Annotated in this window: 21 protein-coding genes; 11 read left to right on the top strand and 10 right to left on the bottom strand. The window is 43.0% G+C overall.

Translation table 11 applies throughout. From position 1 onward, the window contains the following. Nucleotides 1–84 precede the first annotated feature (84 nt). Complete coding sequence (gene xdp1, locus AMBT_RS04445) at nucleotides 85–939, top strand: exosortase-dependent surface protein XDP1 (RefSeq protein ID WP_049791745.1); 855 nt, start codon at nucleotides 85–87, stop codon at nucleotides 937–939. Nucleotides 940–1,043: 104 nt separating this feature from the next. Then, complete coding sequence (gene prsT / locus AMBT_RS04440; RefSeq protein ID WP_013783386.1) at nucleotides 1,044–3,857, top strand: XrtA/PEP-CTERM system TPR-repeat protein PrsT; 2,814 nt, start codon at nucleotides 1,044–1,046, stop codon at nucleotides 3,855–3,857. Nucleotides 3,858–3,961: 104 nt separating this feature from the next. Here prsT and clpB read toward each other — a convergent pair whose 3' ends face one another. From clpB to rluD, 3 genes are all read right to left on the bottom strand, one after another. Beyond that, complete coding sequence (gene clpB / locus AMBT_RS04435; RefSeq protein ID WP_013783385.1) at nucleotides 3,962–6,538, bottom strand: ATP-dependent chaperone ClpB; 2,577 nt, start codon at nucleotides 6,536–6,538, stop codon at nucleotides 3,962–3,964. 99 nt (nucleotides 6,539–6,637) lie between these two features. Further along, the gene (gene pgeF, locus AMBT_RS04430; RefSeq protein ID WP_013783384.1) at nucleotides 6,638–7,372 is read right to left on the bottom strand and encodes a peptidoglycan editing factor PgeF; all 735 of its coding nucleotides are present in this window, start codon (nucleotides 7,370–7,372) and stop codon (nucleotides 6,638–6,640) included. 58 nt (nucleotides 7,373–7,430) lie between these two features. After that, nucleotides 7,431–8,414: a 23S rRNA pseudouridine(1911/1915/1917) synthase RluD gene (gene rluD, locus AMBT_RS04425; RefSeq protein ID WP_013783383.1), complete on the bottom strand. Its 984-nt coding sequence runs from the start codon at nucleotides 8,412–8,414 to the stop codon at nucleotides 7,431–7,433. 168 nt (nucleotides 8,415–8,582) lie between these two features. On the opposite strand from rluD, the gene AMBT_RS04420 reads away from it, so the two are divergent. After that, nucleotides 8,583–9,350 (top strand): outer membrane protein assembly factor BamD, encoded by a 768-nt coding sequence (locus AMBT_RS04420; RefSeq protein ID WP_013783382.1) that lies wholly within the window; start codon nucleotides 8,583–8,585, stop codon nucleotides 9,348–9,350. A gap of 106 nt (nucleotides 9,351–9,456) precedes the next feature. On the opposite strand, the gene AMBT_RS04415 is transcribed toward AMBT_RS04420, so the two are convergent. The 3 genes from AMBT_RS04415 to AMBT_RS04405 all read right to left on the bottom strand — a co-directional run bounded on the left by AMBT_RS04415 (nucleotide 9,457) and on the right by AMBT_RS04405 (nucleotide 11,494). Next, nucleotides 9,457–10,185: a ChrR family anti-sigma-E factor gene (locus AMBT_RS04415; RefSeq protein WP_013783381.1), complete on the bottom strand. Its 729-nt coding sequence runs from the start codon at nucleotides 10,183–10,185 to the stop codon at nucleotides 9,457–9,459. Further along, on the bottom strand, nucleotides 10,178–10,789 hold the full coding sequence (locus AMBT_RS04410; RefSeq protein ID WP_013783380.1) for a sigma-70 family RNA polymerase sigma factor: 612 nt from the start codon (nucleotides 10,787–10,789) through the stop codon (nucleotides 10,178–10,180). Before AMBT_RS04410 ends, AMBT_RS04415 begins: the two co-directional genes overlap by 8 nt. Nucleotides 10,790–10,918: 129 nt before the next feature. Next, on the bottom strand, nucleotides 10,919–11,494 hold the full coding sequence (locus AMBT_RS04405) for an LON peptidase substrate-binding domain-containing protein (RefSeq protein ID WP_013783379.1): 576 nt from the start codon (nucleotides 11,492–11,494) through the stop codon (nucleotides 10,919–10,921). A 288-nt stretch (nucleotides 11,495–11,782) separates the two neighbouring features. Here AMBT_RS04405 and AMBT_RS04400 point away from each other — a divergent pair, with 288 nt between their 5' ends. The 5 genes from AMBT_RS04400 to AMBT_RS04380 are packed head-to-tail and all read left to right on the top strand — an operon-like array spanning nucleotide 11,783 to nucleotide 16,191. Next, nucleotides 11,783–12,208: a nuclear transport factor 2 family protein gene (locus AMBT_RS04400; protein WP_013783378.1), complete on the top strand. Its 426-nt coding sequence runs from the start codon at nucleotides 11,783–11,785 to the stop codon at nucleotides 12,206–12,208. Then, nucleotides 12,205–12,924: an SDR family NAD(P)-dependent oxidoreductase gene (locus AMBT_RS04395; RefSeq protein ID WP_013783377.1), complete on the top strand. Its 720-nt coding sequence runs from the start codon at nucleotides 12,205–12,207 to the stop codon at nucleotides 12,922–12,924. The genes AMBT_RS04400 and AMBT_RS04395 overlap by 4 nt, the downstream gene beginning before the upstream one ends. A gap of 12 nt (nucleotides 12,925–12,936) precedes the next feature. Then, nucleotides 12,937–14,202 (top strand): NAD(P)/FAD-dependent oxidoreductase, encoded by a 1,266-nt coding sequence (locus tag AMBT_RS04390; protein ID WP_013783376.1) that lies wholly within the window; start codon nucleotides 12,937–12,939, stop codon nucleotides 14,200–14,202. After that, nucleotides 14,202–14,930: a DUF1365 domain-containing protein gene (locus tag AMBT_RS04385; RefSeq protein ID WP_013783375.1), complete on the top strand. Its 729-nt coding sequence runs from the start codon at nucleotides 14,202–14,204 to the stop codon at nucleotides 14,928–14,930. The genes AMBT_RS04390 and AMBT_RS04385 overlap by 1 nt, the downstream gene beginning before the upstream one ends. Nucleotides 14,931–14,937: 7 nt before the next feature. After that, nucleotides 14,938–16,191 (top strand): SAM-dependent methyltransferase, encoded by a 1,254-nt coding sequence (locus AMBT_RS04380; protein ID WP_013783374.1) that lies wholly within the window; start codon nucleotides 14,938–14,940, stop codon nucleotides 16,189–16,191. Nucleotides 16,192–16,316: 125 nt separating this feature from the next. Here the strand turns inward: AMBT_RS04380 and AMBT_RS04375 are convergent, their stop codons facing one another. Both AMBT_RS04375 and pomA read right to left on the bottom strand, forming a co-directional pair. Next, complete coding sequence (locus AMBT_RS04375; protein WP_013783373.1) at nucleotides 16,317–17,246, bottom strand: flagellar motor protein MotB; 930 nt, start codon at nucleotides 17,244–17,246, stop codon at nucleotides 16,317–16,319. Beyond that, nucleotides 17,246–18,010 carry a flagellar motor protein PomA gene (gene pomA / locus AMBT_RS04370; RefSeq protein ID WP_013783372.1) on the bottom strand — a complete coding sequence of 255 codons (765 nt, stop codon included), beginning with the start codon at nucleotides 18,008–18,010 and terminating at the stop codon, nucleotides 17,246–17,248. Before pomA ends, AMBT_RS04375 begins: the two co-directional genes overlap by 1 nt. 281 nt (nucleotides 18,011–18,291) lie before the next feature. Here pomA and xseB point away from each other — a divergent pair, with 281 nt between their 5' ends. Genes xseB through dxs form a run of 3 tightly spaced genes read left to right on the top strand, consistent with a single transcriptional unit; the run spans nucleotide 18,292 to nucleotide 21,372 of the window. After that, nucleotides 18,292–18,543 (top strand): exodeoxyribonuclease VII small subunit, encoded by a 252-nt coding sequence (gene xseB, locus AMBT_RS04365; RefSeq protein WP_409513437.1) that lies wholly within the window; start codon nucleotides 18,292–18,294, stop codon nucleotides 18,541–18,543. 28 nt (nucleotides 18,544–18,571) lie between these two features. Then, on the top strand, nucleotides 18,572–19,462 hold the full coding sequence (ispA, locus tag AMBT_RS04360; RefSeq protein WP_013783370.1) for a (2E,6E)-farnesyl diphosphate synthase: 891 nt from the start codon (nucleotides 18,572–18,574) through the stop codon (nucleotides 19,460–19,462). 32 nt (nucleotides 19,463–19,494) lie between these two features. Continuing rightward, nucleotides 19,495–21,372, top strand: a complete 1,878-nt coding sequence (dxs, locus tag AMBT_RS04355; RefSeq protein ID WP_013783369.1) for a 1-deoxy-D-xylulose-5-phosphate synthase — start codon at nucleotides 19,495–19,497, stop codon at nucleotides 21,370–21,372. A 113-nt stretch (nucleotides 21,373–21,485) separates the two neighbouring features. On the opposite strand, the gene AMBT_RS04350 is transcribed toward dxs, so the two are convergent. Then, complete coding sequence (locus tag AMBT_RS04350) at nucleotides 21,486–21,986, bottom strand: phosphatidylglycerophosphatase A family protein (protein WP_013783368.1); 501 nt, start codon at nucleotides 21,984–21,986, stop codon at nucleotides 21,486–21,488. Between the two features lie 18 nt (nucleotides 21,987–22,004). Continuing rightward, on the bottom strand, nucleotides 22,005–22,970 hold the full coding sequence (gene thiL / locus AMBT_RS04345; protein ID WP_013783367.1) for a thiamine-phosphate kinase: 966 nt from the start codon (nucleotides 22,968–22,970) through the stop codon (nucleotides 22,005–22,007). Between the last annotated feature and the right edge of the window lie 12 nt (nucleotides 22,971–22,982).

The following is a 22,982-nucleotide window of genomic DNA, read 5'->3' as shown; positions in this document are numbered from 1 at the left end:
TCATAAAATTACAACAAAATCAACAATATAATAAATGGCACACTAAATGCTTACTAATTATCATTATGGTGAATATTAGTGGTAATGAAACATATGAAAGGCTTAACAAGTTTTGCGTTTAGCGTAGCTGTATTATTGACCGGAAACGTTCTGGCTGATGATAGTCTCAGTGAAGCAACCTATTCTCTTTTTGAAAATGGAATTACTCAAACTTTAACTCCATCTGCCTCACATGGTTCTTTGATTAACATTGACGGAACAGATGTTTATGTCGGTATTACAGCATGGTCGGACACAGGGAACTTAAGCAGTTCTTCGTCTAAAGATACAAAATTAGACCAAGGCGACATCAAAGGCTGGAGCTCTTACGGCAACGTCGGTTATGGCATCTTGAATGGCGATTATTCGTGGGGTGGAGATAGTCATTCGGCTGATAATTACAATGATGACGGTAAAGATGATTTCGATATGTTTTTACTGAGTTTTAGTGAAGACGTGACTCTTCAGGGATCATCATTTTCTTGGGTAAATGGAAATAATGGAACCAAAGAGGTGACTGTTGCGGGGTTAAGTGACATTAATTCGTTTAGCGATAGCGTAGAGTCAACATGGGCTAGTGTTTCAAGTTCTATTGTTGCGGGTACACTCGGTCACTTTGGTATAGGCAGTAGAGACAGTTCAACAAATTTGTATGAATCTAAATTTACGACGTTAACGAATTCTGCAAAATACTGGTTAGTCGGTGCATATAATACTGTTTTTGATGATAGTTCAAGCACTTATCACGGAGTAGGCTTTAAGCTTTCTTCACTTGACCTAGCGATTCAAAAATCTACAACGCCTCCACCGGCTCCAACACCGGTTAGCGAGCCAGGTGCACTTGCGCTGATGAGTATAGGACTTGGCCTTTTAGCTTACCGCCGTAAGCGTCGCGTTTAATTGTTTTAATACGCAGGGAAAACACGTATCTTTATAAGGTGGCTTAGGCCACCTTTTTTTATGCTATTTTTAAGCTTGTAGCTGGGTAATATTTTAAGGTAATTATGGATTTGGTTAATAATAAAAAAGGTTTTTTCAAGCGAGCACTTGTCACGGCTATCGCGACCTCAATTTTTGCTTTCAATAGTTTCGCAACAACTTCTGAAGATTATGAAAAAGCACTCTCAGCTTTTAACGAGACAGCTTACGATGAAGCCTATATACACCTAAAAAACAGCTTACAAAAAGATCCCGAAAACCTTGCTGCAAAAATGTTGATGGGTGAAATTTTACTTATTAACGGTTATTTAAACGCAGCTGAATTGGAATTTGTAGAGGCGCTAGAAATGGGCGCCGATATAAATTTATTGGCTGAGTTGCTGGGCAACACTTGGCTGTTCATGAACAAGTATCAAAGCATCGTCGATTTCACCGATGTGGACAAGTTATCTGGTGACGCTGAGCGGGAGTGGTTACTGATAAGAGCTACCGCGTGCGTTCGATTAGAAGATAGTGAATGTGCGCTTAAAGATTACAATACGATTGTGGCCTCTTCACCTAATTTTGTGCCAGCGATAAACGGGCTAGCCTCTATTGCTTTGCAAAACGAAGAGTTAGTTGAAGCCAACCAACTTATACAGAACGCGATTTCCATCGAGCCAGAAAACGCTATTTCATGGAGATTAAAAGGACAATTAGCTTACCGTCAAGGCGATAAAGATGCCGCTACTGCCAATTTACAAAAAGCGCTCACGTTTAACCGAAACGACCCTATTGCGCTTCGTAATTTAGTTGATCTTTATTTAGAAGCGAAAGACTACGATACGGCAAAATTGTTTGTTGATGAGATTATTGAAGATACACCAAACGATCCTTTAGCTATCCTGTTGAACAGCTGGTTGCAAAGTAGAGATAACAAAGAGGCCATTGATAATAAAAAGCTAAAAGAGCTAAATGACTTTATGGCGCAACTGGATCCAGAGTTAATTACCTCTCAACCTATGTTGCTTTATATCAGTGGTTTAACTAATTTTTTCAATAACAACATGGAAACTGCGGCTAAAGATTTTTCCGCTTATCTGCAAAAAGAGCCCGAAGATTTGCAAGCAGTACTAATGCTCAGTCAAGTTTATATGGCTACCCAGCAAGACAAACAAGCACTGCTACTTCTAGAACGCTATCAAGAACCTTTAATGGAAAACCCCGACTCTGCACTTATGTTGGGTGATCTTTTCATTCGTCAAAAAAAGTCATTTAAAGCTGAACGACTGCTTCGAAATTTGGAAGAAAAATATCCTGATGAAGGAAAACTTCAACTATTCAAAATTAAGTTGATGGCGGCTAGAGGCAAACAAGAGCAAGCCTTGTCTATTCTTCAAGAGAACCTACCAAAATACACACAAAATGCCGGTTTCCTATTTACTTATTCGTTAATGAATTTGCAAGCAGAGCGTTTTGAACCAGCCCTTGAAGGGGCTAACTTGCTAAACAAGCTATTCCCTGATGAAGCCGAGGTTTATAATTTAAAAGCCGGTATTCTTATTAGGCAGGGGCAACTAGAAGCGGCAAAAGAAAATATCGAAAAAGCACTCGAGCAAAACCCCACCCTCTTTCCTGCAAAGTTTAATTTAGCAGCTACAGAAAGTCGGTTGGGTAATGTTGATGAATCAAACGTGCTGGTAGAAGAGTTACTTATCCTATCGCCACAGCACAGTGAAACCCTAATGTTGAAAGCGTTCAACATGACTAAACAGGGCTATGTAGAACCAGCGAAACAGATTTATCTCGATGTACTTACCTTAGACCCATCGAATGTGGGTTCAAGAGAAAGACTGTCATCCTTGTATCAACAGCAAGGTGATACAAAAAATGCGTTGTATCACTTAGATCTATTGTTAAAGGATAACTTCGATAACGCAGAGTACTTACTTCGAAAAGCATCGCTACTCATAAACTCAAAGCAGCTTACTGAAGCAGAAAAAACGCTCAATATTGTTCGAAACTTTATTAACGACAACCCAAGAGATTTAGTAACGTATTCCGATTTGATACGCTCGCTAGGCAACAATGACCTGTCGCTCAACGCGATGGAGCGGGCATACAGTATTTCGCCAGAGAATAGCTCTATTTCTCTACGGTACGCCAGTTTACTGCTCGACTTACAAAACAATACTAAAGCTAAATCACTATTAAATGGCATGCCAAAAGCAAAAGAGCAAACTCCAATTTATTGGTATTTGATTGGCCGTTTAGAAGCTAATTTGAACAAAGACAATGCAGCAGTCGATGCTTACCTCAAGGCTCTGGATGTTAATCCAAGCTTTTCTCAAGCTTTCGTAGCCATTTATAATTACGCATTGAACGAAGAGTTTGTAGATACCTTTCTATCTAAATCTAGAGAATTAATAGCAGAAAATGACGCTAATTTATTAGCGAAAAACTTACTAGCGCAATATTTGTTTTTCATTCGAAATTTTGAAGAATCTACCGCACTATACAAAGAGTTAGTCGAGAACCCAAATACACTTAATCCAGCTGAGGCTTACAACCGTTTGGCTATTATGGCCGTTGAGGACTCATTAGAAACAGCCCATGCACACGCTAATACAGCCTTCGAACTACAGCCTAATTCAGCCAAAATACTTGATACCTTTGGTCATATAAAAGCATTGCGAGGCGAATATGAAACCAGCCTCAAACTATTACGCGACGCCTTTGCACGTGATGCCAATGATCCTAACATTCGCTATCACTTGGGTTACACATTGGCTAAATTAGGCAGAATTGAAGAAGCAAAAGAAGAATTAACCTTTGCGGTAAATGTGAAACGACCTTTCTTTAAACGTCCTGAAGCACAAAGCCTGCTTGATAGTCTCTAGCTACCTTCATTAACCTTTTCTCACGTTTAAAAAAGCCACACTATCTATCAAGATGTGTGGCTTTGTTTTATCTACACAGTCACTACTGCGGCATAGCTAATCAATCACTGGTTTGAAATCACTAGCTTTTCGTTATCCACACCTATTCTGATAACAGAATCTGGCACCAAATCACCAGAAAGTAACTTTTGTGCTAGCGGGTTTTCTATATGAACTTGAATTGCCCGTTTGAGTGGCCGAGCACCATATACTGGGTCGAACCCGGCATCAGCAAGTTTATCCATAGCTGCACCCGATAAATTAAGCTTATAACCTTTTTCTACTAACCTGGCACGTAGTGCTGCCAGTTGAATTTTGGCAATAGATTTAATTTCGTCTTTGCCAAGAGGATGGAATACCACAATGTCATCAACTCGGTTGATGAACTCAGGGCGGAAATGTTGCCCTACCACCGACATGACTGACGCTTTCATTTCTTCGTACTGACTTTCTTCATGCTGATTTTGAATGATGTCAGAACCTAAGTTAGACGTCATGATCACCACAGTATTTTTAAAATCTACGGTGCGGCCTTGTCCATCGGTCAAACGGCCATCGTCTAACACTTGTAGCAAGATATTAAAAACATCAGGATGCGCTTTCTCTACTTCGTCGAGCAAAATAACAGAGTAAGGTTTTCTGCGTACCGCTTCGGTCAAATAGCCGCCTTCTTCGTATCCAACATAACCAGGGGGAGCCCCAACTAATCGAGCAACCGAGTGACGCTCCATAAATTCCGACATATCAATACGCACCATGGCGTCTTCGGTGTCGAACATGAAACCGGCTAGTGCTTTACATAGTTCAGTTTTACCAACCCCTGTTGGGCCTAAAAATAAGAATGAGCCGATAGGACGGTTAGGATCCGCAAGACCAGCTCGAGAACGTCTGATGGCATTAGACACAGCCTCAACCGCTTCCCCCTGCCCTACTACACGTTTGTGTAATACATCTTCCATCTTAAGTAATTTATCACGCTCGCCTTCTAGCATTTTAGCGACAGGTATACCTGTCCATCGGGACAATACATCGGCAATTTCAACTTCGGTGACCTTATTTTTCACCAACTTAGTTTCTCGGGTTTCATTCTCAGATGCCCGCTCAAGTTTTGCTTCTAACTCGGGAATTCTGCCGTACTGAAGCTCAGACATACGATTTAAATCTGATGCTCTGCGCGCAATCTCTAAATCGAGCTTCGCTTGTTCAAGTGCCGACTTAATAGTTTGGGTACCTTGCATGGCTTCTTTCTCATCAAGCCATACTTTTTCAAAGTCATTGTATTTAGTTTCAGCCTGCTCACGTTCAAGCTCAATCATTTCTAAACGTTTATGGCTGGCATCATCAGTTTCTTTCGCAAGCGCTTGCTCTTCCAGCTTCAGTTGAATAATACGGCGCTCTAACCTGTCCATATCCTCAGGCTTTGAATCAATTTGAATGCGAATACTCGATGCTGCTTCATCAATTAAATCAATCGCTTTATCGGGGAGTTGTCTGTCGCTAATATAGCGATGAGACAAGCTGGCCGCCGCTACAATGGCAGGGTCGGTAATATCTACTGAATGGTGAAGTTCATACCGTTCTTTCAACCCCCGCAAGATAGCAATGGTGTCTTCTACGCTAGGTTCATCTACCACTACCTTTTGGAATCGGCGTTCAAGAGCGGCGTCTTTTTCGATATATTGGCGGTATTCATCAAGGGTTGTGGCGCCGACACAGTGCAATTCACCGCGGGCTAAAGCCGGTTTTAACATATTCCCCGCATCCATAGCGCCGTCGCCTTTGCCGGCACCAACCATGGTATGCAGTTCGTCGACGAATAAAATAACGCGGCCTTCTTCTTTAGCTAATTCATTGAGAACCGCTTTAAGGCGCTCTTCAAATTCTCCACGGTATTTTGCGCCTGCCACCAGTGCGCCCATATCTAGAGAAAGTACACGCTTATTCTTGAGCCCTTCTGGTACTTCACCGTTAATAATACGCTGTGCTAAACCTTCAACAATCGCAGTTTTACCGACTCCAGGCTCACCAATCAACACGGGGTTATTCTTGGTTCTGCGTTGCAAAACTTGCACTGCACGACGAATTTCGTCATCGCGACCAATAACGGGGTCGAGTTTGCCTTGTTCTGCGCGCTCGGTTAAATCGGTGGTAAATTTTTCCAGTGCTTGACGCACGTCTTCAGCATTAGGATCGTTTACGGTTTGCCCGCCACGCATAGAATCAATGGCATTTTCAACGTTATCTTTGGTAATGTTAAGCTGCTTTAGAATTTCGCCTAACCGGCCGTTGTCTTGAATAGCGGCAAGTACGAAAATTTCAGAGGTAATATATTCATCTTTACGCTGCTGAGCGATTTTGTCGCACAGGTTAAGCAATATGCCACTTTGTTTACTTAGCTGTACATCACCGCCAATGCCATCAACACTAGCAATGCGGTCAACCGCTTCACTTAACGCCGAGCGAAGTGCATTCACATTTACATTTGCTTGGTCAAGTACGGGTCGTACCGAACCACCTTGCTGATTTAGCAAAGCCGTCATTAAATGTACAGGTTCGATGTATTGATGGTCGCGCCCAAGCGCTAAAGATTGAGCATCCGAAATGGCAAGTTGGAACTTATTGGTGAATCTGTCTAATCGCATAGCTAAACCCTAATAATGTCAAAATACCCTATACATTAGTTATGGGAGCTTATTGAATGAGATTCAAGAGAAACGATTAAAGTTTCGTAAACCTTTGATTTAGCGCAAACCTATTACACTTACCATTCTACCGGTAGATGTCTTGCCTTGATGCGTGGCCCTGCGGTGGGAGTAAAACTGTTTTTCATTGCAGTAGGTGCAAAGCTGACTATTAATGACGGTACCCACATTGAGCGATGCTAGCTGCTGGGTCGCAATGGCGGGTAAATCCAATTTAAACTTAGTGGGTATATCACCTTGGCATAATGCTGACGGATAATCTGCGAAGCGTTGTGCTAACGACGCATCTACTTCATAGCATTGCTGACAAATAGCGGGCCCGATCCAAGCCATTAACTCTGAAGCTTGGCTTGAAAAGTGGTTTACTGTGCGTCTAATAATTTCAGACTCAAGCCCTTTCCATCCGGCATGCACGGCGGCTACTTCCTTACCCGCATTATCACAAATAAGGATAGGTACGCAGTCAGCTGTCATTACCGCACAAAAATGCGTAGTACTTGTGGTATACGCTGCATCGCCTTCTGTCTCGCTAGAAGGCAACGTAACAACATGGTTACCATGAACTTGGTTTAACCACGTAATAGCATTGGCATAGGGCAAACCGGCACGATTTAATGCCACGGCTTTTTTGTCATCACCCACATGGTCACCAATATTGCACTGGGCATACTCCCCACGACTGGCACCTGGGTTATCGAGGTCACAGCCACTACCATCGCGGGTAGTGGTGTAAGCAACCACGTTATTAGGGCTATTCCATTGGGGCGTTATCATACCGAGTTCCGAGATGCAGTAACCATTATTCGTGATTCAGACATACCAGTTACACTGACTAAATCATATCCTCAGGATTTTCTTTAGAGTCTAAGCGTACCGCCGCTAATAAGTCTTGCATATCTTGCGGCAGTGGCGCTTGCCATGTCATCCACTCTTCCGTTTCTGGATGATATAAAGAAAGTTGCGCTGCGTGTAAAGCCTGACGCTGGAAACCCCGTAACGTGTTAACAAAGTCATCAGATGCACCTTTCGGTAAGCGAGGTCTGCCACTGTAGGTAGGGTCGCCTAGTAACGGATGCTTAATGTGGGCCATATGCACACGAATTTGGTGGGTCCTGCCTGTTTCCAGCTTTAAACGCAAATGCGTATAAGCACGAAACTTCTCGATAACACGAAAGTGAGTTACTGCAGGTTTACCATTTTCACGCACGGCCATATGTGTACGCTTAGTTGCATGGCGGCCAATAGGCTCATCCACTACACCACCCGCTACCATAGTACCCATTGCAACGGCTTCATACTCTCGGCTCATCACCCGCGTTTGAAGCTGGTCTACTAGGTGGGTTTGTGCTGGTAAGGTTTTCGCTACTACCATCAAGCCAGTTGTGTCTTTATCTAAACGGTGCACTATACCGGCACGAGGCACTTTATCGATGTCAGGAACATGATTAAGCAATGCGTTAAGCACGGTGCCACTTGGATTGCCCGCACCAGGATGAACCACTAAGTCAGCAGATTTGTTAATGACTAAAATATGTTCATCTTCATAAACAATATCCAATGCAATATCTTGCGCTTGGCTCGTGACCTGTATTTCTATTTCAGCACTAACAGTCACCACTTCATCCATTTGCATTTTATGGCGTGGTACTGTGATAACCTGTCCATCAACGGACACATTTCCGCCTTGGATCCAAGTTTTTAGCTTAGAACGTGAATATTCAGGGAACAAATCAGCTAAAACCTGATCTAACCGAAGACCAAAGTGCTCAGCCCCTGTGGTTGCTTCTAATTGTAATGTGTTGTCCGACTCTGTCATAACACCGATTATTAAGTGTAAAAAGGGTATTATAACAAGCTTTCAATCGGTACACTGCGTTGTTTACGAATTTGTATGGTTTTTATCATCGCGAGTACGTTAGAATAAGTGAACATGAGCTTAGACAGCGAAGTAATCAATACTGTTTAGCAGGAAAAAAGAACTATTATGAAATCAATTCGATTACTAGCACCTGTGTTATTAGGTGCAATGGTATCTGTCGCAGGCTGTAGTAGCTCCTCCGACGAAGAAGAAAAAGCCGTAATGGCTAATATGGGTGCGCAACAGCTGTATAACAGAGCCAAGCAAAGCATGGAAGTGGGTAACTTCAGTGCTGCAGCCCAGACATTAGGCGCATTAGACTCTCGCTATCCATTTGGTCCGCTTTCGCACCAAGTACAATTGGACCTTATCTACAGTTACTACAAATCCGGTAAAAGTGATGAGACGTTGGCCACTATCGATAGGTTTATTCGTCTTAATCCAAACCACTCAGATGTTGATTATGCCTACTATATGCGCGGCCTAACCAACATGGAGTCTGACAGTAACCTGTTTCAAGATTTAATGAACATTGATAGGACTGACCGAGATCCTTCGAAATCTCGTCAGGCTTTTGAAGATTTCAGACGCTTAATGCAGCAATACCCTGACAGTAAATATGCTGCAGACGCTCGCAAGCGCATGCTTCATATTAAAGACAGGCTTGCACGATACGAAATTGCTATTGCCCGCTTCTATATGCGCAGACACGCTTATGTTGCAGCAGCTAACCGTGGTAGATATGTTATCGAGCACTTCCCTGAAAGTACGCAAATTCAGCAAGCGCTTGAAATCATGGTGTCTAGTTACGAGCAATTAGGCTTGGATGATTTGCGTGGAAACGCAATGAAGACATTAAAGCTAAACTTCCCTGAAAGTGATTTTATTAGCTAATGACGCGAATAACTATATCAAAAAAGCGCAGTTCATAATGAACTGCGCTTTTTTTTGATTTTAAACTTTTACAAAGGAAATATTTGGATGCTGCTATTGCGAAAGGTTAGCGAAAGAAAAGATGACTAAACGGATTAAGAAGGCGCGCTATACCTGAAGTAAAATGCAAAGGCTGATCGACAATAGTAAAAACCAAGCAACCTTGGGTGTTATCTGACCGAGGTGTGTGAGTGTTTTGGCCATCCATAAAGATAAAATCGCCGGAGTCGTAGTTGTTAAGCCCGTCACTGAATTCGCCGTTAATGACTAACGTATATTCGGTGCCTCGGTGAGTATGTTCAGGAACACTTCCACCTTTACCCATGTAAATAAAGTTAGCTACACCTTGGCTACCTAAATCTACTGGTGCTTGCCACAGCTTACCTACCAAGCTAGACCAACCACCTGTCTTCTCTTTATACCGCTGAAGTGTTCGTGGCAAGACAAAGTTTCTACCATCAAGCTCAATAGAATCATTAGCAGCCATGCTGACTTCTGTGTTTGTGTTCTGCTTTCTGGGCGATTGTTTCTGTTGTGAACCGGTATCGGCTTCAACAGATGACGGCGATTGGGTAATTTGCGCAATCATCGCGCTATAATCGGCTTTAAGATCAACTTGCTTAAAACCATTATCTTCTAGTAATGAACCAGCAAGGCGCTCGGTTTCTTGCTCCACAAACCGCTGACATGTGCTACACATATCACAATGTGCGGAAACCATCAGCGAAACGGCCGGCGATAAATCCCCGTCCACAAATGAAACAAGTTGTTGAGCACTTGGGTGGAACCTAATCATTACTCTGCAACATACCTTTTAGTCTTTGAAGTGCCAAACGGGTTCTTGATTTAACCGTACCCAAAGGAATATCTAATTCATCAGCGACTTCTTGCTGTGATTTACCATCAATATAGATTGCTTCGATCACTGCTTTTTGTTTTACAGGAAGCGATTCAAACAAATAACCGATTTGTTCTAATGTAACTTGTTCATCAAGAGGTGCTTCGTTTAAGTCTGCAGTTTGTTCACACAATACTGGCCATAAATCATCAGAACACACATCTTCTTTTCGGTTTTGAAGCTTACGAAGCATATCAAAACGAATGTTTCGAGCAATAGTGAAAATCCACGTAGATGGCGAACCTTTTTCCGCATTAAACAAATGCGCTTTTTGCCACACGTTCGACATAGTGTCTTGAACTAGCTCCATGGCAAGGGCTTCGTTACCCATCTGCTTTAAAGCGTATGAACGAAGTCTTGGAGCAAAGTAATTAAAAACTCGCGCAAAAGATGCTTTACAACGCTTTTGGGCAACTTCTACTAGGTAATCTGACATCTCAACCGCGCATTCTTTCGGTTTAATCGTACTCTTACTTTGTTCTAAAGGAATTCCAACTAACATAAGGTTTCGTCCGTTTATCCGATTCGATTAATATATTTTACAAACAAACGATGAAAGAAGTTCGAAAAAATCGCCAAATCCACATTACAATTGTTTAATGGAATTTAAGAAGTTTTCTCTTAATTCGTTTTATCGAATTAAAGCACAAAGATAGTTAAGTAAGTTCTTGTCGCCACCCTCTTTAAGAAACTGCTGCTTTTGTCCACCATCAACAGGTAACAATTCAAGCCACCGTCTTAACACCCATATAGGGTCGTCAAACTGGGTTTCTTCGTAGAGTGATGCTATCTCCGTATACTTCGCAAAAATTTCTTTCAAACGCTCATTTATAGGCGCTAATTGCTGAGGTGATATTTCGCAGTTCCAAGGCGATACAGAACGACAATGGCCTGTACGTAACCCATCTGATTCAACTGCTACATCAGTTACCTCAACTAACTCTAATCCAGCAACCTTTATGCCAAGCAAGCCGTCATCGAGTAAATCGAAGTCGACAACCTTAGCGTAGGTACCAATCGGATAAATATGTTCATTACGGGATTTATCACCAGATGCGTTTAGCATACACATCACAAACCCTTTATTTTCAGCGCATGCCTGCTTAACCATGCGCGTGTACCTTGGCTCGAAAATACGTAACGCCATGCGTCCTTCTGGAAGCAAGTGGGCAGATAACGGAAATAGTGGAATCGATGTCTTACTCATAAACTCTTAACTCTTTTGGTCATAAGCAATTACGCCACTGTGAACAAATTGGATCGCTAGGGAAAAAATTTCACACTTTAGTCTAGGGGCAATGATCCTACGCGCCGCTTTATTTGTAGAATGACTATATTAAGAAAACGTTAACTAACTCGGTTACGCTTGGAATAATAGAACGATAATCAAAATAGCGTGTATAGTAGTTACAAACATACTTTAACGAGTATTAGCAATAGTAACAAAGAGTTACATAGCTGTTTTACGTTAGCAAATTAACAAAGTGAAGAAGTGATGACTGTATTAGATAGATTCTCAACCATGTACGCCGATATATGCCAAATCACTCTAGATGACTTAGCCTATATATATGCTTCCAACGTTACATTTGTTGACCCTATCACTACCCACCATGGCCTAGATGATGTTCAGAAGTATTTTGCAAACTTGCTCGAGCAAGCCGAGCGTTGTCAGTTTGACATATCGATGATTGCGCCAGTGAGTAGTAACAGTGTGACTCATATTGTTAACTGGACGATGAACCTCAAACTTAAACAAAGTGACAAGCTGATAACCGTAGATGGGAACACCCAACTAACGGTAAAGGATGACATTATTGTTTATCACAAAGATTATTATGATTTAGGGGAAATGGTATATGAACACATTCCTCTGTTAGGCTTCTTTGTGAAGAAAATTAAAAAGAGGTTAGCGAAATGAAGACATTACTCATTACAGGCGCCACCTCGGGTATTGGCAAAGCATTAGCACTTCATGCAGCAGAAAAAGGCTATCAGGTAATTGCATGCGGAAGAAACCAAGGTGTTCTAGATGAACTGGCCTCGAAACCAAATATTAAGCCGCTCAAATTTGATGTCACTTCTCTTGAAGATGCAAAACAGGCGCTACACAACGTAAAGTGCGATGTTGCTATTTTAAATGCAGGCACCTGCGAATATGTAGATATTGATGAATTCGAGTCAGATATGTTTAGACGCGTTTTCGAGACCAACTTTTTTGGGGTAGTTCACTGTGTAGAGGCGCTAATTCCTTCATTAAAGAGAGGAAATAAGCTAGTCATCGTGGATAGTATGGCTCGCCTTCTCCCGTTTACCCGTTCTCAGGCTTATGGGGCGAGCAAGGCAGCCCTTCACTATTTTACGAAAAGCTTAGAGGTAGATTTACACGACCGCGGTATAAAGGTTCAAGCGGTATCACCAGGCTTTGTCGAAACCCCTCTTACTGACAAAAATGACTTTGATATGCCAATGAAAATTACGGCCACTGAAGCGGCGGAGTCTATGCTCAAAGGTATTGAAACCGACAAGCAAACCGTTTTTTTCCCCCGCATGTTTGGCCTCATACTTCGGTTTATGCATATTTTACCGGTTGGATTACAAAAAAAATTATCACTATCAATGCGAGAAAAGCAGTAGAGCACAATAACAATGACAAAAAATGTAGCGATTATTGGGACAGGCATTTCAGGCCTGACTTGCGGGTATTTGTTAAATGAAACGGCTGATATAACGGTTTATGAGGCCAATGATTACATTGGAGGGCACACCGCCACTAAGAAAATCAATGATGATGGCATTGAACGAAATATCGATACCGGTTTCATTGTATTTAATGATTGGACCTACCCTAGATTTATAAAGCTGATGAAGCAACTTGATGTTGCATACCAACCTACCGAGATGAGCTTTTCTGTTACCAGTAAGAAAGCTAACATCGAGTACAATGGTAATACGATTAACAGCCTATTTGCACAGCGTAGAAATATACTACGCCCGAGGTTTTGGCGCATTGTACGCGACATTCTGAAGTTTAATAAAGCTTGTAAAGCTTTTGTCGCCGAGAAGAGAGACACTTCTTCAATGACACTTCAAGATGTTATTAACGAGCTAAAGTTAAGTGATGACTTTGCGCGCTACTATATTTTGCCCATGTGCGCCGCTATTTGGTCTGCAAGTCTCGCCCAAACTAGGCAGTTCCCGCTGACTTTCTTTCTTCAGTTTTTTAACAACCACGGTTTACTCAATATAAGTGACAGGCCACAGTGGTATACCATTAAAGGTGGCTCTAGCACTTATATCCCTCCGTTAATCGCCAGTTTTCAAGACAAGATAAAGCTATCATGTGGCGTTACTAATGTTAAGAAAGTGGGTGATACGTGGCAGGTTACTGACACATCTGGCGCTCAAGCCATATTTGATCACGTTATTTTTGCTTGTCATAGCGACCAAGCATTGGCCATGCTAGATACCCCCACCGACGCTCAGCAAGCTGTGTTGGGCGCCATTGGCTTTGCTGAAAACGATGTCCTCATGCACAAAGATACAAACCAACTTCCTAAGCGCAAGCTTGCATGGGCAAGTTGGAATTACCGCTTAAAAGACGATGCTGACGAGGAAGAAAGACCGGCTTCGGTGACTTACGATATGAATATTCTCCAGCGATTAGACGCAGCTAATACCTACTGCGTCACCCTTAATAACACGGATGAAATTGATACAAGCGCGGTATTGGGTAGCTATCAATATGCGCATCCTCAATTTAGTGAAGTTATGGTGAACGCACAACAGCGCCGAAGCCAAATATGTGGTGTGGATAATCTGCATTTTTGCGGCGCCTACTGGTATAACGGCTTCCATGAAGATGGTGTGCACAGCGCATTAGATGTATGCGAGCGATTTGGAGTTAACCTTTGATGGATAGCGCTATTTATGAAGGAAAGGTGTATCACGAGCGCTTTTCACCTACCCAACATAAGTTCGACTATCATATTTATTTGTTCTGGATAAAATTAAACGAAGTCGATGCATTGCCAGCAGCCTTGAAACACTTCTCTGTTAATTCAAAAGCGAGAGTGCGCTTCAAACGTGAAGATTACTTAGGTGATAGCAACACGCCATTAGACCAAAGCGTACTAGAAAAAATGAACAGTTTAAGTGAGGATACCTTAAGCGGTGATGTATATATGCTTGGGCAGCTTCGTATGTGGGGAATGTATTTCAGCCCAGTTAATTTTTACTATTTAAAGGGTAAAGACGATGCCTTTACCCATGTATTAGCAGAAGTCAGCAATACCCCTTGGAATGAGCGGCATTACTATTTGGTAGATTTAGCCGTGCAAGCAGATACACCAAAAGCGTTCCACGTATCGCCGTTTAACCCCATGGACATGACGTACAAATGGCGAATAACACAACCTAGCCAACGCCTATCATTAACGATGGACTGTGTTCGAGGCGAAAAAGAGTTCAATGCTGGAATTAATTTAACACGGCTTTCATTAGATAATGCGAATCTAAGTCGGGTTATGAAACGTATACCTAGTATGACCATTAGAACAATGATTGGCATATATTGGCAGGCGTTAAAGTTACTTATAAAGCGTACGCCACTTTATAACCACCCTAAGAAAAGTCAGGAATAATAACAACATGTCTTCCGGTGAATCTGTATTTAGTACCCCTTCAGAAGCGTCTCTTTTAGACAAGGTTTGTAGGCGCACATTTTTAAAGTGTTTAGAGAAACTTCCACATGGTTCACTTACCATTATGGAAAATGGCAGCACAATTGCTTCAATGGGTAACCCCAATGACGATTTACACGCTACGATTAATTTCAAAGACGTAAAGGCGTATCGCCAGTTATTATTGGGCGGTAGCGTGGGTGCAGGTGAAGCCTATATGGATGGCCTGTGGGAAAGCGATAATGTAACGGCAGTTGTACAAATATTTGCGCGTAACCTATCTACCCTTGATGCTTGGGAAAACAAGTTCAAGTGGATTTCCATGCCGATTCTGAAAATTCAGCACTTTGCCCGCCGTAATACTCAAGATCAAGCCAAGAAAAACATTGAAGCCCATTACGATTTGGGTAATAAACTTTACACTCGTTTTCTTGATAACACCATGATGTATTCATCGGCTATTTATCCTGATGTGAATGCCAGTTTAGAAGAAGCGCAAAATCACAAACTTAAAACAATTTGTGACAAGCTTCAGTTAACCGAAAGTGACCATCTTTTAGAAATAGGCACTGGCTGGGGTGGTTTAGCGGTATATGCAGCCAAGCATTGTGGTTGTAAAGTGACCACCACCACTATCTCTGAAGAACAGTATGCGTGGGCAGAGCAGTGGATTGAGCGCGCACAAGTGTCTGATAAAGTCACCTTGTTGAAAAAAGATTATCGCCTGCTAGAAGGTAAGTACGACAAGCTGGTTTCAATTGAAATGATTGAAGCTGTAGGAAAAGATTACTTAGGTAACTTTTTTGAGAAGTGTTCATCGCTGCTTAAAGACGATGGGCTAATGTTGCTACAATCCATCACCATTGATGATAGACGTTACGAAAGTTACGCCAGCAGTGTGGACTTCATTCAAAAATACATTTTCCCTGGTGGATTCCTTCCCTCACAGTATCAGTTAAACGCTCATTTAAAGCGCTATAGCGACATGATGATTAGAGACCTGCATGATATCGGATTAGATTACGCTCAAACCCTTAATCATTGGTACGAAGCCTTTATTAGCGCCAAAGAAGCATTACTCAACGATGGTTATGATGAACGTTTTATGCGTATGTGGATTTACTATTTAAAATACTGTGAAGGCGGTTTTTTAGAAAGAACCATTAGTACGGTGCAATTGGTAATATCTAAGCCACATCACAGGGAGGCACTGCAACGTTAGTTGCCTATAAAAAACAACGTTAGTTGACTATAAAAACCCACGTTAATTGCCTATAAAAGACAACTTCAAACTAAAAGGGCGAATCATTGATTCGCCCTTTTTGATTTTGTATTTTGCTTAGCAACCTATTCATCAACCACTGATATAGGTTGAGAAGTCATTGGTTTACCTTGATTGATATTAATCTCTACCCGTCTGTTCCGTGCTCTATCCGCCGGTGTTGTTGCATCTTCCACCATGGGGTCGGTATCGGCCTTGCCGACTACAGACATTCTGCTTTCATCGAACCCCGGCGCTGTTCGCATGGCTTCAGCTACGGCTACGGCACGCTGAGACGATAAATCCCAATTAGAACGATAGAGTTCATTAGCAATGTGTTGTCCGTCACTATGCCCTGAGATTTCTATTTCCCCTGGAACGTCTGCTAATAACACACCAATTTTGCGTAAAATAGGCTGAAATTGAGGTTGTAAAAATGCAGAACCGGCAGAAAATGAACCGTTCTCTCTAATGCGAATAGTCAACTGCTGACCTAAAGATTCCAATTCTACTGCGCCATCGAGAATTTGCTTTTGTAACTGCTGCGCTACTTTTTTCATTAACTCAGCAGTTTGTGTTTGATCTGAACTTTGCGACTCTGAGGACGACTGATCGGTGGCGGTTTGTTGTGACTGCCCCCCTCGCTGCTCACCCCTTTGCTTCTGCCTACCGCCGGATGAATCTTCGTCACCCGCTTGGAACTCTAGCATCTGCTGAGTCATTTCGATTGTTTGTTGCTGAATAGTGTCGATGGGCGACGGATCTGGACGACCAGGCCTAAACTCCATCGCAATAACACTCGTCCCTTTTGGGATGTCTTTCACTTCAATTTTGTTTTGCACACCAAAGGCAAACTTCATTGAGCCGGCGATTTGCTTGAACTTCAGTACATCCATTTCTGAAAATGAGAGCAAGAGTACAAAGAAGCACATGAGCAACGACATCAAATCAGCAAAGGTCCCCATCCATGCAGGAAGCCCTTCGGGAGGACATTTTGGGCACTCTTCTTCAGCCATTATTCGTCCTCAGCGCCCGTACCGCGTTTACTTGCCGCCAGATAATTTTTCAATATACCTTCGATAACACGCGGGTTTTGCCCATCGGCAATCCCTACAATGCCATCGAGCACTAACATTTGGTTAAGCTTTTCTTCTTGTGCGCGGTTTCCGAGCTTTACCGCCATGGGTAGGCAAATAATGTTGGCAAGAAATGCACCATACAAGGTGGTTAATAGTGCTACCGCCATTGCTGGCCCAATTGATTTAGGATCATCCATGTTAGAAAGCATGGCCACCAGACCAATCAGAGTTCCAATCATTCCCATTGCTGGTGCGATATCACCCATGCCTTTAAAAATGGTGGCACCAAACTCGTGTCGCTCGGTGGTCATAGAGATATCTTTCGCTAAGGTTTCTCTGACCACTTCTATGTCGTGACCATCAACTAACATGTCTACGCCTTTTTGCATAAACGGATTGTCTATTTCAGCTTCTTCTAATGCAAGAAAACCGCCTTTACGCGCTGCATCTGCCATCTCAACAATTTTTTCAATAAGATCTTCAGGCGTATCAATTTTGAACATGAATGCTTTGCCTGCAATTTTACCTGCACCAAAGAACTGCCCTAAAGTGTATTGGGATAAAATAACGAAAAGGGTGCCACCAAATACGATCAAGATAGACGGTACGTTGATGAACATGGCAATACTGCCACCCATAACCATGGCCATTACTACAAAGCCGATGGCGCCCAACATACCTATGACGGTTGCTAAATCCACTCACTCTTCCTCATTTTTTGCAGACGCTGCATACTATTACTCGTATTCTATCGGCATTGTATAGAATTTCTATAACAAGATTATCGCAAATTGCCTTAATTATTGTATACATAATGAGGTTAGTCGAACTTTAGGCGGTAGTTTTTAATACAAAGAGTTGCTTCACAAAACGTTATCATAGATAGCTGCAATAGGGCATATATTGACAAACCATTTGACCCTTTGGCTACCCTCAGTTAATGTGCGCGTAATCCAAAAAACGCCTAAAAATGAGTGCGATTGTGACGAAAGTGACGAAAAAGACAAATTCTCCCTCGTTTGAGGAAACCCTTACCGAATTAGATGCAATCGTTAATGAGATGGAAAACGGTGAGTTGCCATTAAACGTTGCACTAGAAAAATTCGAGCGAGGCATAGCCCTTTCCCGCGAAGGTCAGAAATCGTTAGAGCAAGCCGAGCAAAAAGTTAAAATTTTGCTTAATGAGCAAGGCGAAAGCGCATTACACCCTCTTCCTGAAGACGAGCAACCTTAAGCCTCGTGTCGCAACAAACAGGTATAGTATGAATTTCACTGCATTGCATCAGCAAGTTAAGCAGCAGACCGATACGTCGTTAAATACGCTTATTGATGACCTTCCCCACGACGCGCCGCGGCTTAAAGAAGCAATGCGTCACGCGTTGTTGGTGGGAGGAAAGCGTATGCGACCTTTACTGGTTCAAGTTATCGGCAACACCCTGGATGTGCCTAAAGGCGATCAAATGGCTATTAGTATGGCCATTGAGTGTGTGCATGCTTACTCGCTTGTACATGATGACTTGCCAGCCATGGACGATGACGATTTGCGTCGCGGCCAGCCGACTTGTCATATTGCATTCGATGAAGCCACCGCAATATTAGCCGGTGATGCATTGCAAGCGCTTGCTTTTAGCACGTTGGCAGATGCGCCTTTAAGTGATTTCGCAACCAATAAACGTGGCGAGTTACTTTCTGTGTTAGCCCGCGCCGCTGGCTATCGCGGTATGTGTGGCGGGCAAGCAATCGATTTAACCAGCACGGGTGAAGAAATAAGCCTTGAGCAGCTTAAGCGACTGCACAATTTGAAAACCGGCGCCCTACTTCGTGCATGTGTTGAAATGGTATCTATTGTTTCTCAAGACCTTGATAGCAACAGTAAAGCAGACTTATTAGCTTATGCCGACGATATTGGTCTTGCATTTCAAGTCCAAGATGACATTCTTGACGTAGAAGGTAATAGTGAGCAATTAGGAAAGCCAGCAGGCTCTGACATTGCTTTGGGTAAGAATACCTTTCCTGCCAAACTTGGCATTGAAGGTGCAAAACGAGAACTTGATAAGCTGCATCAGAATGCCCTTCAAGCCTTGGCTCGTTTACCCTACAATACAGACAGTTTAATTGCGTTTAGCGAACTATTGGTAAAACGAGACCATTAGTTCTGCAACCATGTTGAAAAAGATAATAAATAATGAGTTTAGACCTCCAACATTACCCCACGCTTGCTATTGCGCAAACGCCGGATAAGTTAAGACAGTTACCGCAAGAGAAATTGCGTGAGTTGTCAGATGAATTACGAGAATATTTACTAAATAGTGTAAGCCAAACCAGTGGACATTTTGCGTCGGGCTTAGGCACGGTCGAGCTTACTGTGGCCTTACATTATATTTATAACACGCCTATCGACAGATTGATTTGGGATGTGGGTCATCAGGCCTACCCCCATAAAATTCTTACGGGTCGCGCTAAGCAAATGTCGACGATTCGACAAAAAGACGGCTTACACCCCTTCCCTTGGCCTCCTGAGAGCGACTACGACACTTTTGCTGTAGGCCATTCGTCTACGTCTATCAGTGCTGCACTTGGCATGGCGGTTGCCGCCGAGCAAGAAGGCAAAAACCGTAAAGTGGTTGCCGTAATTGGTGATGGTGCGATTACCGCGGGCATGGCATTTGAAGCGATGAACCATGCTGGTGACATCAATAAAGATATGGTTGTGGTGTTAAACGACAACGAAATGTCTATTTCTGAAAACGTAGGTGCGCTTAATAGTCACCTAGCTCGCTTATTAACGGGTAATGTTTTCAACTCTATTCGCGATGGCTCTAAAAAACTATTAAGCAATGTACCGCCTATCAAAGAATTCGCTAGTCGCGCAGAAGAGCACCTTAAAGGTATGGTAGTGCCCGGCACAATCTTTGAAGAGCTTGGCTTTAATTACATAGGCCCTATTGATGGCCATGATGTAGATGCCGTTGTAGATACCTTGCGTAATATGCGCAAATTTAAAGGTCCGCAACTGCTTCACGTGGTCACTAAGAAAGGTAAAGGGTACGCCCTTGCTGAAAAAGACCCGATTAAATTCCACGCGGTGCCTAAATTTAACCCTGCCGATAACGCGTTGCCAAAAGCGAAGCCTTCAGCGCCAACTTTTTCTGCTATTTTTGGCGATTGGTTGTGCGATATAGCAGCGCAAGATCCTAAATTGATGGCGGTAACGCCTGCCATGCGTGAAGGTTCAGGCATGGTCGCGTTTTCGCAGCAATACCCTGATCAGTATTTCGATGTAGCCATTGCAGAACAACATGCGGTTACCTTTGCTGCGGGCTTAGCCAAAGACGGGTGTAACCCAGTAGTTGCGATTTATTCGACCTTTTTACAGCGTGCCTACGATCAGCTTATTCACGATGTGGCGTTGCAAGACTTGCCTGTTTTATTTGCCGTTGACCGAGCCGGTATTGTGGGGGCTGATGGCCCCACCCACCAAGGTGCGTTTGATATTGCCTTTTTACGCTGCATACCAAATATGATTGTGATGGCACCATCTGATGAAAATGAATGCAGACAAATGCTTTATACAGGTCATAAAGCACAAAAACCTGCGGCGGTACGCTACCCTCGCGGTGCTGGAATGGGCATTACCCCTGACACCGCAATGACCGAGTTACCTATTGGTAAATCGAAGGTTAGCCGCGCTATTACCGGCAAGCCATCGAAAAAAGCAGCCATATTGAATTTCGGCACACTCTTACCTAATGCATTGGCAGCTGCCGAAGCTATTGATGCTACGGTTATTGATATGCGCTTTGTTAAGCCGCTCGACGGCCAGGCTATTGAGAAAGCGGCGGCAGAACACGATTTGCTTATTACCTTAGAAGATGGCTGTATAGCCGGCGGAGCAGGCTCTGGTGTGCTTGAGTACTTGCAACAGCAAGGTATTATGAAACCTGTTCGTACATTAGGGCTTCCAGACAGCTTTGTTTTACAAGGTACGCAACAGGAAATGTACAAAGAGCATGGACTAGATATCGAAGGTATTACCTCCACACTTAGAAGCTTACTGAGCTAGCTGTTTGCTTTCACTCTCGCTCAATAGCCTTTAAAAACAAAAAGCCCGCAGTTGCGGGCTTTTTAATATGTACAAATTTTGCGTATTATTGCACGAACTTATCTTCGTCCAATTTAAAACAAGGTGGTAAATGCCGGCCACATCATCATCATAATATGTAAACACGCACACGCCATAGCCCCAGCCACTATATCATCAAGCATAATGCCTGTACCGCCGTGTAAGCGCTTATCGATAGGCCCTATTGGCCAAGGTTTTAAAATATCGAATATGCGAAACAGCACAAATCCTGCTAGCAAAGACGGTGCAGTAATAGGTACAAATAAGAAGGTAATAAACATACCTGCCACTTCGTCCCACACAATAGAACCGTGATCATGCACCTGCATATCATCAGCGGTTTTTCCGCACAGATAAATACCAAAAATTGAGGCGAAAACAGTGAAAGCGATAAATACCATCACAGGCATGTTGGCCGACAATATAAGTAGTGGTATTGCTACCGCAGAACCAAAGGTTCCAGGCATAAACGGGATAAGTCCGCTACCAAACCCAAGCGCTAAAAAGTGCACTGGATTTTTCATGCTAATTCTAGCGCGATATTCTTTTTGCATAAAATGCTCTATTAGCTTCTAGAAAGTATGTTCGTAGCCATTTTCATTGGTTGGTGTAAACGGCTGATTGTCTTTTAGCAAAGACAACTGACCCGCTTGCCCAGTAAGCTGACCAATGCAAGTTGCTTTCACACTACTACCGCCCATCGAGGTTTCAAAGTTACCTCGCTGTTCTTCACCTACGGTAAAGATGAGCTCATAGTCGTCGCCTGCTGACAGTGCATATTCGATCGCTTGGGCATTATCTACGGCACTGGTTAACGCTCTCGATAAAGGAAGCTTATCAACATGTACGTTTGCACCACAGCCTGATGCTTTCAAAATGTGGCCTAAATCAGAGATTAAGCCATCAGACACATCAATACACGATGAAGCAATACGACGAAGTGCCGTACCCATTGCTACTCGAGGCGTAGGGTAATAATGACGATTAATAAGCACATCTCGCGCTTCACCGGCCACGTTAAGTTTATTTTGCAGAATATCCAAGCCAGCACCAGCATCGCCTAAGGTGCCTGTAACATAAACCCAATCACCGGGTTTTGCATTACTGCGGGTCAGTTCGGAACCGGGTGGTATAAACCCTTGCGCCGTAATGGTCATGGCCATCGGGCCCTTAACGGTATCGCCACCAATTAACTGCACAGAATAGTACTGCGTAAGCTCGTACAAACCATCTACGAACTCGCTAAGCCATTCATCATTCACTGTTGGCAACGACAGCGATAAGCTGATCCAAGCAGGTTCAGCGCCCATGGCGGCTAAATCGCTCAAATTCACCGCTACGGTTTTATACGCAACCGATTTTGCTGGCGCATCTTCTAAGAAGTGCACACCTGCAACCAAAGTATCTGTGGTAACGGCTAATTGTTGATTACTAGGAACGTTAGTTACGGCACAATCATCACCGATACCAATAACTACGTCTTTACGAGTGTGGCCGCCATCAGAGAAGTAACGGCCGATAAGATCAAATTCTTTCACGATAGTCTATTA

Origin of the sequence: Alteromonas naphthalenivorans (assembly GCF_000213655.1) — a bacterium.
Taxonomy (GTDB): domain Bacteria; phylum Pseudomonadota; class Gammaproteobacteria; order Enterobacterales; family Alteromonadaceae; genus Alteromonas; species Alteromonas naphthalenivorans.
The sequence above is the reverse complement of the archived record's forward strand: the minus strand, read 5'-3'. Positions and strand labels throughout refer to the sequence as shown.